Below are 12,785 nucleotides of genomic sequence, written 5' to 3' on the forward strand. Positions count from 1 at the left end.
CTGGTCCACATGGCCGACGGCGCGGAGAACGCCAGTACGAGCGTCGAGTGTGACGCGCTGATGTTCGACAACGAGTCCACGTCGGACACGATGCCGTACATGGAGATCCAGGAGAACAAGGTCGACGTGGCTCACGAAGCCACCGTCGGGAAGATCGGCGACGAGGACGTCTTCTACCTGGAGACGCGTGGGCTGGACGACGACGACGCAAAGCAGATGATCGTCGCCGGCTTCATCGAGCCGATCACCGAAGAACTGCCCATCGAGTACGCGGTCGAGCTCAACCGCCTCATCGAACTCGAGATGGAGGGCTCGCTCGGGTAACCCCCGGATTCACCATGAGCACGCAGGTACACGCAAACCTCACGGAGGAGCAGGTAACGGAGATCAGCGACCAGTTCGACGAGCCCGAGTGGCTGCTGGAGACGCGACTCGACGCCCTCGACGCGCTCTCCGAGCTGGAGATGCCCGCGGTCATCCAGACGCCGGGCCGGGAGTGGACGAACCTCGACGCACTCGACTACGAGAGCTTCGTCGACCCCCTGGAGATGGCCCAGGAGAAAGACCGCGTGGACGCCGAGGGCGTCGACGTGCTCTCCTGGTCCGAGGCACTTTCCGAACACGGTGACCTGATCGAAGAACGGTTCGGGAGCGTCGTCGATCCCCAGCGCAACTACCTCACGGCGCTGTCGACGGCGCTGTTCTCGGCCGGGACCGTGGTCTACGTCCCCGAGGGCGTCGACGCCGAGGACGTGAAGATCCGGACCCGGATGAACAGTCGGGCGCTGTTCAACTACACGCTGGTGATCGCCGAGGAGTCCGCCTCCGTCACCATCCTGGAACGCCAGGAGACGGGCGACGACGCGAGCGAGGAGGACGCACGCTACTACAGCGGCGTCGTCGAAGCCGTCGCGGGCGAGAACGCCCACGTCCAGTACGGTGCGCTCCAGAACCTGGACGAGGACACCTACAACTTCCAGGTCAAGCGCGGCCACACCGGCCAGTACGGCACGGTCAACTGGATCGAGGGCAACATCGGCTCGCGCCTGACCAAGACCAGCGTCGAGACGCGACTGCTCGGTGACAGCTCCGAGAGCAAGATCGTCGGCGCGTTCTTCGGCCACGAGGACCAGCACTTCGATCTCGGCTCGCGGGTCTGGCACGAGGCCGAACACACCACCGCCGACCTCGTGACCCGCGGTGTCCTCGACGACACCGCCCGCTCGGTCTACGAGGGCGTCCAGGACGTGGGTCGGGAGGCCTGGGACACCAACTCCTACCAGCGTGAGAACACGCTGATGCTCTCCGACGAGAGCGAGGCCGACGCCTCACCGAAGCTGATCATCAACAACCACGACACCGAGGCCAGCCACTCCGCGACGGTCGGGCAGGTCGACGCCGAGGAGATGTTCTACATGACCTCGCGGTCGATCCCCGAGCAGGTCGCCGAGAATATGCTGGTCGAGGGCTTCTTCGAGCCCGTCCTCTCGGAGGTCGCGGTCGACGAGTTCCGCGAGGACCTCGACGACCTGATCGCGCGCCGACTGCGCGAATAGGAGGTTTCAACCTCGAAAGCGAACGGGCCGCTGGCCCGTGCGTGATCTGCTGTGACGCTTTCTTCGCCGTTCCGTTACGCCAGCCAGGAGAGCCAGCTCCCGTAGGCCTCGAATTCGGCAATTTTCGCGGTTTCGGCCTCGCCGTCCTCGAAGCGGACGTGCCGATACGTCGGATCGCTGGGCGGGGTCGACGGATCACCCGACAGCCAGTGGACCGGGCGCTCGCGGCTGGCGTCGGCCAGCGTCTCGCGGACGGCTGCCACGGCGTCGTCGGGGAACTGATAGAGGGCGATGGTGCTGAACACGACGAGCGTGGCGTCTGCCGGGGCGTCGCCGAGGCGGTCGGGGAGGACCCCCGCGGCGTCGCCGGCAACGAGGTCGGGCGGTTCCTCGGCGGCCAACTGCAGTGCGGCGGCCAGCCGTTCGTGCCGACGGTGCTGGTTCGGGAGGACGAGCGCGCGGAGCCAACGAGCGTCGTCCTCGTCGGTCACGTCGAGCGGGTTCAGGTCGACGCCCCACCGCTCTGTGACCATCGGGGCCGCCTCGGGCAGTGGCGGCGTCCCGTCCCGGAGGTGGGTCTCGATGCGGACCGGCGAGTCGGGATCGCCGACGACGTGGTCGTCGAACGCGTAGCGGTATCGGTCCCACAGCAGATTCAGGCCCGCGCTGGCTCCGAGTTCGACGAGGGCGAGCGGATCGCCGTCGGCGGCGGCGACGCGAGCGAAGGCCGGGTAGAGGACGGCCGACCGACCCACGTCGTTGGTCTGGACCAGCCGACTGTCGAGTCGCTCGCGAATCGCCTCGCGGTGGTCGCGACAGAACGACTGAAACGCTGGGAACGGGTCGGTCTCGGTCGGATCGGCGGGGTCGTCGGTGACGGTGGGGTAGAAGTCGGCCAGAGGATGGTCGACGCCGGACAGGAGGCGGTCGTGGACGGCACCGAGCAGGAGGTTCGGGGCGGGTTGACTCGCCGGGGCCGTCGCGGCCAGATCGAGGAGGGCATCGTCGTCTGCGGTGGCACGGCTCAGTCGCTCGTACAGCCGGGACTGGTCGCTCGCCCAGTCGGCGAACTCGCGGAACTCGTCGGCGCGGGGCATGGTCGCTGGTGCCACAGCGGCCGCTTAGGGGTGTCGGTCCCGAGGGAACGGCTTAAGTTCCCGCCTACCTGAATCGGGAGTATGCAGGCGGGACAGAGTCGATGCCGTCGGTGGTGGTCGCCGTGAGCGTCCAGCAACCGGTCTCGAACGACCACCAGCTGGCGCGGCTGCTGCAGATCGGCGTCGTCCTCGAAGAGGTCGTGGAGGCACGGGCGGGCGAACACGCCCGGACGATGGACGTCGACGACCCGGAACTGGAGGCGTTGCTCGCCGAGGCTGCCGAGGAATCGGCCGACCACCGCGAGCAACTGGAAGATCTGATCGACGACCTCGAAGCCGACACGATTCCGTTCGAGGAGATCAAGGGGCTCGTGAAGGCCCAGTACGAGGCCGAATCGGACTTCGACGGCGTGCTCTACGACCAGCTGTGCAACGAGGAGACGGCCTACAAGTTCTACGACGACCTCATCGCGGCCATCGAGGAGTCAGACGCGACGCTCAGCGTGGATCGGCAGCAACTGATCGAGACGCTGTCGTCTATCCGGGAGGAGGAAGCCGAAGGGGTCGAAGAGGTCACGGAACTCATGGAGACACGAGAATGATCTGGAACTATCCGTACGGAGGGGGTCTCGCGTGAACACGTCCGACCAGTATCTCAAGGCGATCTATCTCGTCCAGCAGGCGGAAGACGGCCCGGCCTCGACCGGCCGCGTCGCCGATATGCTCGACGTGAGCCCCGCGAGCGCCAACGAGATGATCGGCAAACTCGAGGACAAGGAACTCCTCGAACACGAGAAGTACAAGGGCGTCACCCTCACCGACGAAGGGATCGTCCGCGCCCGGGACGCGCTCCAGACCTACTGTATCATCGAACGGTTCCTGCTGGAAGTCCTCGATGTCGAAGAGTTCCGCGCCGAGGCCAAACAACTCGAACCCGTCATCGACGAGACCGTCGCCGACCGCCTCGACACCATCATCGACCGCGATCCGAAGTGTCCCGACTGTTTCGCCCCCGAAGCCGACGCCTGTTCCCTGCTGGAAGTCGAACCCGACCCGGCGGACTAAACTACTTTTATTTTCACTCCGGCTGGCTTGCATATTTGCAACCGTCGACCGAACGGCTTTCCATGGAGTGTCCGACTTGTGGTAAGTCACTCACGACTGAACGTGGCGTCAAACAACACCACACGAAGGTCCACGACGATCCACTCCCGAACCGGGAGTGTGCCGGTTGTGGGACGGAGTTTTACGATCCGAAGGCCCGCCTGACGTATTGCGACGACTGCAATCCCAACGCCGGCGAACACAACGGTAACTGGAAAGATGCGAAAGAGAAGACGGAGTGTGAACGGTGTGGTGACGAGTTCGAATACTACCCGTCAGATAAGAAAGGCGTCTATTGCCCGACGTGCGTCGAGGAGGCGGACGAATTCCTCGGAACGCATTACGCAGAAGTCCACGACATCGAACCTGTCTCACGCGAATGTAAGCAGTGTGGGGAACAGTTCGAGGTTCTTCCCTGTTTTACGAGGGATGGTGACCGGAAGTTCTGTGACCACGATTGCCTCAGTTCGTGGCTCTCCGACGAGTGGGGGGCGGGACTGCGGTGTACAATGGCGACTGGCGCTCGATTCGGAGACGAGCGCTTGAGCGGGACGATTACCAATGTCGCTTCTGTGGTAAAGACCGTGACGAGATGGGCCGTAATCCTGACGTTCATCACGTCAGGCCAGTTCGGGATTTCGACGACCCACAGGATGCCCACGTTATGGACAACGTGATCTCGCTCTGCCGGAGCTGTCACGGACTGGCCGAACACGAGACTATCCCAGCATCCGTGCTTCGTGTCATGGCGAAATCCCGGAATTCATAAGACGCCGGAACCAAAACGAGGTATTGCAGTCCCGTGGTGTAGTGGCCAATCATCTAGGCCTTTGGAGGAGTACACCCTGTACACGCTTGGAAACCCCAGCTGTGTATTCCGAGGATAGCCTAGGACGGCGGTTCGAATCCGCCCGGGACTACTATAAGATATTTTATAAAAATTACGACCTCGCCGACCATCTTCCACCGGAACCAAAGCAGTTGAACCTCCGGGCGTCGTACTGACCCACAGAGCGACCATGTTCGAACCCGTCTTCGCCCACGCCGGTTCTTCGGCACTCCCACTTCCCCACGCCGTCGTCGATAGCCTTCTCGGAATCGGGGCCGGGCTGGTGGTCGTGGCGCTGTTTTACCTGGTCCTGCGGTTCTATGCGGGGTCGTCGGAGTCCGAGTTCTGAGCGTCGGTCATCCGGTCGGCGTAGTCCCAGGTGGCGACGCGGGTCGGGTCGATCCGAATCGTGACTTCCTCGCGGTCCTTGTCGAGCAGGCGCTGGGCCAGTTCGGAGTCGGTGCCGCCGAGATAGCGGTCCAGCAGCGACCGGAGGACGGTCTTCTCGGGGTCGGGGTCGACGGTGGCCTCGCCCTGGCCGCGGACGCCCCGGTAGGGTGGGTCGTTGACCGAGACCTCGAAGGCGACGCCGGGGTCCTGATCGAGGAACGTGACCACGTCGGCGCTGGCGGCGGTCGCACAGTGGAGGGCGCCGTCGCGGTACTCGTACCACAGCGAGAGCATCCAGAGGCCGCCGCCGGGGGTTCGACAACTCAGTCGGATCGGGACGCGGCTGTCGGTGAGGAAGGCGGCTGCTTCCTCGCGAGTCCAGGGGCCGGAGGGGTCCCACGACCCGTCGATCACGGCTCCGGAGCGTCGGTCGCTGTCGGTCACGGCGGTAGTGAGGGGTTCCAGACGCATAGTCGTCGGGGGCACGTTCTTTGTCGGGCCGGTGATACCCTCGGGTATGCGATTACGAGAAGTACTCCGGAACAGTTTCGTCGCCGGGTTGGCGCTGTTGGCACCGCTGGTCGTGACCGTCGTCGCGATGCAATTTCTGGTCGGCTGGGTGACGACGTTCATCGACCCGGTCGTGCAGGGGACGCGGCTGACTCGGTACACGGCCAACATCGAGGCGGTCGCACAGGCGCTGGCGCTGCTGTCGATCGTCGTGTTCGTCGTCGCGCTGGGCTATCTCGCCCAGGGTCGGATCGGCCAGCGCGTGTTCGCGTGGATCGACCGGGGGATCGGCGTCGTCCCGCTGGTCAGTATCGTCTACTCCAGCGTCAGACAGGTTGCCAACGCGCTGACCGAGGGGTCGAGCCGCTACAAGCGCGTCGTCATGGTGGAGTATCCCCGCGAGGGCGTCTATAGCATCGGGTTCGTCACGGGTGATGGGCCCGACGAAGCCGCGAACGTGGCCGGTGAACGGTTGTACAACGTCTTCCTGCCGAACAGTCCAAATCCCACCGGCGGCCGCTTTCTCATGGTGCCCGAAGACGAGATTCAGGAACTCGACATCAGCGTCCGTCGTGGCGTCCGGTTGCTCGTGACGACCGGGATGGCCGAGAGCGACGAGGAGGTGGCCCAACTGCGGGCCGAGGCCGACCTTCCGGATCGTTACATATAGGCCGCGTCCCAGCGCGTGGGTTTGCGGCTGTTGCCACACTCGCCGCACTCGATGCGGCCCATGGCGTCCATCGCGTTGGCCAGCGAGTCGCACTTTCCGCAGTGGTAGCCGTACTTTTCCTCGCGAGCCTCGTCGACGTAGACGACGTGGAACGGACCGGCCGAGCCCTCGTCGACGTCGTCGTGATCGATGTACACCGTCTGCCCGTCGTCGGTCGTCCGTGGCTCCAGTCCCTCCGGCTCGGCTTCGAGGTACAGCGCCTCGGTGTAGGGACTGCCGTCGATCTCGACTTCCCCTTCGCCGACCTTCTCGAAGCCACGCTGTTTGTAGAAGGTGTTCCCGACCTCGTTCATCGAGAGGACGCGCCCGCGGAGCTGGGTGATGTCCCGGTCGTGGAGGCGGTCGCGAACGGCGTCGAACAGGTCCGAGCCGATCCCCTCGCCCCGGTAGTCGGGGTGGACGTGGAGCCACAGCAGGTCCGCGCCGGTCTCGTCGTCGTGGATCACGGTCTCGGTGAACGCGACCGCCTCACCCTCGTGTTCGGCCAGCAAGAAGAGCATATCCTCCCGATCCACCTTCTCCGTGTACTCCGCCTCGTCGTACCACTGGTGGACCGTCCCCTCGATGGTCTGTGGACTGAGGGTGTAGGACGCTTCTAGCGACCGTTCGGCGATCTCCATGACCGCTTCCTGATCGTCAGGAGTTGCCGCTCTGACTTCCATATGTTACGGTACGGCGGTGGTCGGCATAAATCCATGTCACACGGTCTCGGTGTCGAAGGGTACCGCTGACGGCACAGCGGACCGTTCGGGCAGCCGTATCCACACGCCGGAACCGGCACGCGGGGGCCGAATTCGGGGGCGTGGTAGATTTCAGGGTGTCGTAACGCTAAAGACCCGCACTCGCTTTTATATCCGTAAGATGAACAGCGAACGTCACGTCCGGAGGTGGTCCCGTGGGTGTTGAAATACGGGAGTCGCCCGTCTCGGACGCGGAATTCGAGGCGATGCAGGTCTTCGTCCACGACTACCTCGAAGCGAGCGTGGTCAACGAGGACGAAGGCGGGCGGATGCGGTGGTATCCCTGGCACTCGGCGGCCTACCGGTTCAACCACATCATGAACGTGGTCGAGCTGGCGACCGACATCGCGCGCGAGGAGGGTGCGAACGTCGACGTGACGCGCGTCGCGGCCCTCTTTCACGACATCGCCAAGCTCGAAGCCGACCAGGACGTCCACGCCGAGGAGGGCGCTCGCATCGCCCGCGAGTACCTGACCACCCACTGCGACTACCCCCAGTCGTTCGTCGACGAGGTCTGTACCGCGGTCGAAGACCACTCCTACCAGGGACCGCTCTCGGACCTGTCGCTGGAGACCCAGTGTCTGATCGAGGCCGACCTGCTCGACAAGGTCGGTGCGAACGGCACGGCCCTGATGCTGTTGCGGATGGGCTACGAGTCCCGGACGCATATGGACGCCGCGGAGATGGTCGGGCGCGTGCTCGAACGCGGCCGCGACGCCGCCGAGCGCGTCGAGAGCGACACGGCCGAGAGCGTCGTCCACCAGCGGCTCAAACGCGTCAAGTGGTTCAAGGAGTGGCTCGAATCCGAGGTGGCCATGATGGGTGACTCCGACGCCGAGCTGAGTCCTGGCATGGAGAAGGAACTCGACGACGAAGTCGACGACTAGAGGAGCACGCCGAGACCGTCGGCCACGAACAGGAGGCCGAACCCGGCCAGCACGACCGCGCTCCCGCCGGCGACCAGCGGCGTGAGTCGGTCGACCCGCCGGCCAGCCGCGCGTAGCGCCGCCGGGAAGCCGACGATCCAGCAGACGATGCCGCCGAACAGCCCGGCGAGCAAGAGTGGGCTCCCGGTCCGAACGACGACCAGTCCCGCCAGCTCCGCCCCGACGTATGGCGTCTTTTCGAGGATGTCGACGGTCCCGGGTTCCAGCAGGCCGACCCCGACGGTCAGCCAGAACGCGATCTGGTAGGGGTTGGTCAGCGCCAGGACGAACGCCTTCCGGAACCCCCGCCCCATCCCGCCCTCGGTCGTCTCGGCCGCCGAGTCGACGCTCAGTGCCTCGCGTGCGCTCGTCGCTGCGCCGACCGCGAAGTACAGCATCAGTCCGCCGCCCGCGAGGATCATCGCCGCCCGCAGGGTCGGTGCGTTCTGGACGACGGTGACGATCCCGACCAGTGCGAGGACGAAAAAACAGGCGTCGGCGGCCATCGCGCCGAGACCAGCGGTGAAACCCGCCAGCCAGCCACGGAGGACGCTCTCCTCGGCGATGACGGCGTTCATCGGACCGGGCGGTGCCGCCAGTGCCAGGCCGAACAGGATGCCGGCACCGAGCGACGCGACTGGACTGGCCGCCATCCCTCAGATGCCCTTGCTCACCAGGTGGTTCCGGAGGATGTCCGCCTCCGCGTTGCCCGGAAGCGTGTTGACTAGCACGACGGTGTCGTCGGAGCCGAATTCACCCCGGTCGGCCAGTTCGGCCGCGCCGCTGGCCGCGACGCCCGCCGAGGCACCCAGCTCGACACCCTCGGACTGGGCGATGCTGACCGCGCCTTCGAGGGCGTCGCGGTCCTCGGTGGCGACGGCCCCGCCGTCGCTCTCCCGAATCGCCGCGAGTACGTCGGTCCCACCCGCGGGATCGGGAATCTCGATGCCGCCACAGATCGTGTCCGGCGTCTCCCAGACCTCGGTGTCGTCCGCGCCGCTTTCGAACGCCTCGACGATTGGCGCACAGCCGTCGGCCTGTGCGGCGTACATCGCAGGGATCCCGTCGACGATACCCAGGTCGGCCAGTTCCTTCGCGCCGGCGTGTGCGCCGACGAGACCGACGCCTTCGCCGGTGGGGTAGACGACGGCGTCCGGAGCCGCCCAGTCGAGTTGCTCGGCGAGTTCGTAGGCCAGCGTCTTCTGGCCCTCCCGGCGGTAGGGTGTCCCGAAGGGAGCCAGCGAGTGCCAGCCCTCCTCGGCGACGGTCTCGCGGAAACTATCGACCGCGTCACCGTAGCGCCCGCCGACGACCTCCATGTCGCCGCCGTGGACGTTGATCATCGCCTTGGCGTCGAAGGTCGCTCGCGAGGGGACGAACGAGTGTGAGTCCAGGCCCGCGCGAGCGGCGTAGGCGGCCGCGGCCTGCCCCTCTATCCCGGTCGTCGGCAGGGCCACGTCGTCGGCCCCGGCTTCGGCGGCCGCGGTCACCGCGACGGCCATCCCGCGGTCCGCGACGCTCCCCGTCGGATTGGCCCCCTCGTCTTTGACATAGACTTCGCCGACGCCCCACTCCTCGGCCAGATCGGGGCAGGCGACGAGCGGCGTCGCGCCCTCGTCCATCGTCACGAGCGTCTCGGCGGTGAAGGGGAGCAACTCGGCGTAGCGTGCGATCCCGTCGTACCGCCGGCCGTCGGCGATCTCGGGCGTGAACTCGACCGCATCGAGATCGTAGCTGACGGTCAGGTGGCCGTCACACGACGGACACGGGCCGGTCGTCTCCGCGGGGTCGAACGAGTCGCCACACGCTCGGCAGGTGAGGTCCCGAACGGCCGAATTGCGGGTCATGCCCGCGGGTCAGGGCGCGACGGACTAAGCCCTGTCCGTTCGGCGGTCAGCGGTCGCGGTCGTCACCCTCGAAGACCGGGCCGGCCTCGTCCTGCTCGGCCAGTGTTTCGAGGGAGTCGGCCATCGACTCCACCGCTGCCGTCCGACGCCGGTAGGCGAACGCGAACCACTTGACGAACCGCCAGACGACGTAGAGGCCGATGATCCACGACGCGACGAGTGCGCCGAGCAGTGGCTGTTGTACGATGAGGAGACTGTACAGCACGGCGAGCATAGCGACCGTCAGAGTCGCACCGAACCCGGCGTTCGACGCGAGCATCGGCCGCCTGTTCGCACCACCGCCCGAACCGGAGGCTGTCTCAGGGCACATCGACCCGAACTTGTCACTCCAAAAGAATAACCGTTGCCTTCACGACCGACCGCGCGGGCTTTTAGTGGTCGCCACTCCTTCCACCGGGTATGACAGACGCCGTGGTCGTCGGCGGGGGACTGGCCGGACTGGTCGCGGCCCGCCACCTCGCCGACGCGGGCAGGGACGTGACGGTGCTGGAACGGCGCGACGAGGTGGGCGGCCGCGTCCGCTCGACCCACGAGGACGGGTTCGTCTTCGACCGCGGCTTTCAGGTCCTCTTTACTGCCTACCCCGCGGCCAAGCGGGAACTGGACTACGACGCCCTCGACCTGCGATACTTCTCGGCCGGCGCGACCATCGCCAACCCAGGTCGCCGCTCGGTGCTTGCCGACCCACTCTCCAGTCCGGGCGACCTCTCCGATACGCTGTTCAACACCGACGTGACGCTGGGCGATAAGCTCCGACTCTTCAGACTCCAGCGCGAGCTGAAAGCCGCCGACGTGGGGACGCTGTTCAACCCCAACGAGCGCCAGGACGTGCGGGCCTTTCTGGACGCCAGAGGCTTCTCCGAGAAGTTCGTCGAGAACTTCGCCGCCCCCTTCTACGGCGGGATCACGCTCGACCGCTCGCTCTCGACCGACGCCGGCGTGTTTCGCTACACGTTCAAGATGCTGTCCGAGGGCAAGACGGCGGTTCCCGCCGACGGGATGGGGGCGATCACCGAGCAACTGGCCGACCGCGCACGTGCGGCCGGCGCGGCGATCGAACTCGGGACCGCAGTGACCGATCTCGACGCGACCGCGGGTGGCGTCACCGTCGAGACCGACGACGAGACGATCAGCGCCGACGGGGCAGTCGTCGCGACCGACCCGCCGACGGCGGCGGCGTTGACGGACGTGGCGGTTCCGACCGAGACCAGCGGCTGTGTCACCCAGTACTACGGCCTCCCCGGGCACGTCGAACTGGAGACCGGCCGGAAGATCGTCCTGAACGCCCGGGACGCGGAACCCAACCAGATCGCGCCGCTCTCGGCGGTCGCGCCCGAGTACGCGCCCGACGACCGGACGCTGGTGAGCGCGACCTGGTTGGGCGAACACCCCGAGAGCGACGCGGACCTCCACGCTCGCGGGCGCGAGGTGCTTGGCCAGTGGTACCCCGAACGGCAGTTCGACGACCTCGAACTGCTCCGGACCGACCGGATCGACGTGGCGCAGTTCGTCCAGCCGCCGGGCTTTCGTGGAGATCTCCCCGCGGTCGACGCGCCCGACGGACCCGTCGTCCTCGCGGGCGATTACACCCGCTGGTCCGCGATCCAGGGTGCACTGGAGAGCGGGCGGGTCGCCGCCCGGAAATTAGAGTAGGTCGCGAAACTCGCCGAGCGGCGGGAACTCCCGGATTTCCCCGGTCTCGTCGTCCCAGACGATGGGCCGATAGCGGTCGAGGTCGCCGATCAACGGCGAGTTCGTCGTGGCGGTCCCGCCGTAGCGCCGGTTGATCGAGACGCCCTCGATCAGGTGGGAAAAAGCGGGGAGGACGAGCAGGTCCGCCCCGTCGTAGACTGCGCGGCCGTAGAGATAACAGTGCCACTTCCGCCCCTCGATGGTGATGGTGGGGTGGTCGTGGCCGACAACGTACAGGTCGGCATCCGTCGTGGGTTCGAGGTGCCCGTGACAGACGACGGCTCGGCCCTCGTCGGTCTCGACCTCGAACTCGTTGGCGGTCGGCCCGGACCAGACCACGTCGAGCATCGCGTCGTGATTGCCTGGCGTGACGATCGGCCGCGCGCCTGCGTCCCGTACCGTCTGCTCCAGTGCGGCGACGGTCTCCTCGGCGGCGCTCGCAACGCGGTCGAACGAGTGGAGCAAATCGCCGGCGAACACGACCGTCGACGGATCGTATCGCGCACAGAGCGTGGCCACGCGGTCGACGAGGTGGTCGCGCTCGCCGAGGGGGAGCGAGACGTTCGCCGCGGCGGCCTTCCCGACGTGGAGGTCGGCACAGACCAGTACGTCGCCGAGCAGGGCGGCTCGGTCTCGGTAGGTCACGTCCACACTTCCCGTCGGGTTCTGTGGTGTAAATGCCTGCCGTTAGCTGGCGTGTTGTTTGGCCGTGGTGTAGGCTTCGCGGACGCGCTTGAACTCGTCCTCGTCGCCGCCGTGGTCTGGGTGGACCTCCTTTGCCTTCTCGCGGTACGCGCGCTTGATGTCGTCGAGACTGGCCCCGACCGGGAGGCCGAGGACGGCGTGGGCGGCCTCCTGCGGGTCGAGTTCGCCGCCCGTGTCCTCCTCGAAACTGATCTCGGGCGTCTCGAAAGGGAGCCGCGGGCCCAGCGCCACGCCCGGTAACTCGTGTTCGACCAGCACCGGAAACGTGTCCGAGCGGTCGATGCGGTAGTACGCTCGGGCGTCGAACGTGATCGCCACGTCTCGTTTGGGCAGGTAGAAGGCGACGTGTTGCCCTTCGACGAAGTGACGTTCGGCGTACTGTTCGCCGATGGCGTCGAGGTAGTTGCGGATCTCGTCACGGCGATGGGCCTCGCCGCTGGGTTCGCGGCCGTCGACCGCGCCGCGACCGGGGAACCGAGTGACGCCCACGTAGAAGATGGCGGCGATCACGGCGCTGAGCGCGACCCCCAACAGCGCACCGTCGATGAGCCATTGTGGCAAGCCGTCGATCACCTCGGAATACACGAACACGTTAGGGG

At 66.3% G+C, this 12,785-nt stretch carries 16 protein-coding genes, 1 tRNA gene and 1 pseudogene; 10 read left to right on the plus strand and 8 right to left on the minus strand.

The window, feature by feature from the left end:
• On the plus strand, nucleotides 1-324 hold a 324-nt coding region (locus tag BMX17_RS08180), incomplete at its 5' end, for a SufD family Fe-S cluster assembly protein (RefSeq protein WP_170845365.1).
• 14 nt (nucleotides 325-338) lie between these two features.
• Complete coding sequence (gene sufD, locus BMX17_RS08185; RefSeq protein ID WP_092659001.1) at nucleotides 339-1,556, plus strand: Fe-S cluster assembly protein SufD; 1,218 nt, start codon at nucleotides 339-341, stop codon at nucleotides 1,554-1,556.
• A 74-nt stretch (nucleotides 1,557-1,630) separates the two neighbouring features.
• On the opposite strand, the gene BMX17_RS08190 is transcribed toward sufD, so the two are convergent.
• A complete protein-coding gene (locus tag BMX17_RS08190) occupies nucleotides 1,631-2,653 on the minus strand; it encodes a DUF2332 domain-containing protein (RefSeq protein ID WP_092659002.1) in 1,023 nt (340 codons plus the stop codon).
• A 122-nt stretch (nucleotides 2,654-2,775) separates the two neighbouring features.
• Here BMX17_RS08190 and BMX17_RS08195 point away from each other — a divergent pair, with 122 nt between their 5' ends.
• The 5 genes and pseudogenes from BMX17_RS08195 (at nucleotide 2,776) to BMX17_RS26025 (ending at nucleotide 4,935) form a co-directional block, all read left to right on the plus strand.
• The gene (locus BMX17_RS08195) at nucleotides 2,776-3,255 is read left to right on the plus strand and encodes a rubrerythrin (RefSeq protein ID WP_092659272.1); all 480 of its coding nucleotides are present in this window, start codon (nucleotides 2,776-2,778) and stop codon (nucleotides 3,253-3,255) included.
• A 31-nt stretch (nucleotides 3,256-3,286) separates the two neighbouring features.
• Entirely contained in the window at nucleotides 3,287-3,718 is a 432-nt protein-coding gene (locus BMX17_RS08200; RefSeq protein WP_092659003.1) for a metal-dependent transcriptional regulator, read from the plus strand.
• Between the two features lie 62 nt (nucleotides 3,719-3,780).
• Nucleotides 3,781-4,526, plus strand: a pseudogene (locus BMX17_RS08205) (HNH endonuclease).
• Between the two features lie 27 nt (nucleotides 4,527-4,553).
• Nucleotides 4,554-4,677 (plus strand) — tRNA-Gln (locus BMX17_RS08210).
• A 99-nt stretch (nucleotides 4,678-4,776) separates the two neighbouring features.
• On the plus strand, nucleotides 4,777-4,935 hold the full coding sequence (locus tag BMX17_RS26025) for a hypothetical protein (RefSeq protein WP_170845366.1): 159 nt from the start codon (nucleotides 4,777-4,779) through the stop codon (nucleotides 4,933-4,935).
• Here BMX17_RS26025 and BMX17_RS08215 read toward each other — a convergent pair.
• Nucleotides 4,905-5,447, minus strand: a complete 543-nt coding sequence (locus BMX17_RS08215) for a pyridoxamine 5'-phosphate oxidase family protein (protein ID WP_244514960.1) — start codon at nucleotides 5,445-5,447, stop codon at nucleotides 4,905-4,907. The genes BMX17_RS26025 and BMX17_RS08215 overlap by 31 nt on opposite strands.
• A 46-nt stretch (nucleotides 5,448-5,493) precedes the next feature.
• On the opposite strand from BMX17_RS08215, the gene BMX17_RS08220 reads away from it, so the two are divergent.
• Entirely contained in the window at nucleotides 5,494-6,156 is a 663-nt protein-coding gene (locus BMX17_RS08220) for a DUF502 domain-containing protein (RefSeq protein ID WP_092659004.1), read from the plus strand.
• Here the strand turns inward: BMX17_RS08220 and BMX17_RS08225 are convergent.
• Nucleotides 6,147-6,878: a GNAT family N-acetyltransferase gene (locus BMX17_RS08225; protein WP_092659005.1), complete on the minus strand. Its 732-nt coding sequence runs from the start codon at nucleotides 6,876-6,878 to the stop codon at nucleotides 6,147-6,149. The two genes, BMX17_RS08220 and BMX17_RS08225, sit on opposite strands and share 10 nt — an antisense overlap.
• A 233-nt stretch (nucleotides 6,879-7,111) precedes the next feature.
• Between BMX17_RS08225 and BMX17_RS08230 the strand changes: the two genes are divergently transcribed.
• Nucleotides 7,112-7,843, plus strand: a complete 732-nt coding sequence (locus BMX17_RS08230) for an HD domain-containing protein (RefSeq protein WP_092659006.1) — start codon at nucleotides 7,112-7,114, stop codon at nucleotides 7,841-7,843.
• On the opposite strand, the gene BMX17_RS08235 is transcribed toward BMX17_RS08230, so the two are convergent.
• Genes BMX17_RS08235 through BMX17_RS08245 form a run of 3 tightly spaced genes read right to left on the minus strand, consistent with a single transcriptional unit; the run spans nucleotide 7,840 to nucleotide 10,099 of the window.
• The gene (locus BMX17_RS08235) at nucleotides 7,840-8,535 is read right to left on the minus strand and encodes a LysE family translocator (protein WP_092659007.1); all 696 of its coding nucleotides are present in this window, start codon (nucleotides 8,533-8,535) and stop codon (nucleotides 7,840-7,842) included. The two genes, BMX17_RS08230 and BMX17_RS08235, sit on opposite strands and share 4 nt — an antisense overlap.
• A 3-nt stretch (nucleotides 8,536-8,538) precedes the next feature.
• The gene (locus tag BMX17_RS08240; protein ID WP_092659008.1) at nucleotides 8,539-9,729 is read right to left on the minus strand and encodes a threonine synthase; all 1,191 of its coding nucleotides are present in this window, start codon (nucleotides 9,727-9,729) and stop codon (nucleotides 8,539-8,541) included.
• Between the two features lie 46 nt (nucleotides 9,730-9,775).
• Nucleotides 9,776-10,099: a DUF8066 domain-containing protein gene (locus tag BMX17_RS08245; RefSeq protein ID WP_139203447.1), complete on the minus strand. Its 324-nt coding sequence runs from the start codon at nucleotides 10,097-10,099 to the stop codon at nucleotides 9,776-9,778.
• An 89-nt stretch (nucleotides 10,100-10,188) separates the two neighbouring features.
• Here BMX17_RS08245 and BMX17_RS08250 point away from each other — a divergent pair, with 89 nt between their 5' ends.
• A complete protein-coding gene (locus BMX17_RS08250; protein ID WP_092659010.1) occupies nucleotides 10,189-11,442 on the plus strand; it encodes an NAD(P)/FAD-dependent oxidoreductase in 1,254 nt (417 codons plus the stop codon).
• On the opposite strand, the gene BMX17_RS08255 is transcribed toward BMX17_RS08250, so the two are convergent.
• Nucleotides 11,434-12,126 (minus strand): metallophosphoesterase, encoded by a 693-nt coding sequence (locus tag BMX17_RS08255; protein WP_342027691.1) that lies wholly within the window; start codon nucleotides 12,124-12,126, stop codon nucleotides 11,434-11,436. The two genes, BMX17_RS08250 and BMX17_RS08255, sit on opposite strands and share 9 nt — an antisense overlap.
• A gap of 42 nt (nucleotides 12,127-12,168) precedes the next feature.
• The gene (locus BMX17_RS08260) at nucleotides 12,169-12,771 is read right to left on the minus strand and encodes a J domain-containing protein (RefSeq protein ID WP_170845367.1); all 603 of its coding nucleotides are present in this window, start codon (nucleotides 12,769-12,771) and stop codon (nucleotides 12,169-12,171) included.
• Between the last annotated feature and the right edge of the window lie 14 nt (nucleotides 12,772-12,785).

The organism is Halorientalis persicus, assembly GCF_900110215.1.
Lineage (GTDB): Archaea > Halobacteriota > Halobacteria > Halobacteriales > Haloarculaceae > Halorientalis > Halorientalis persica.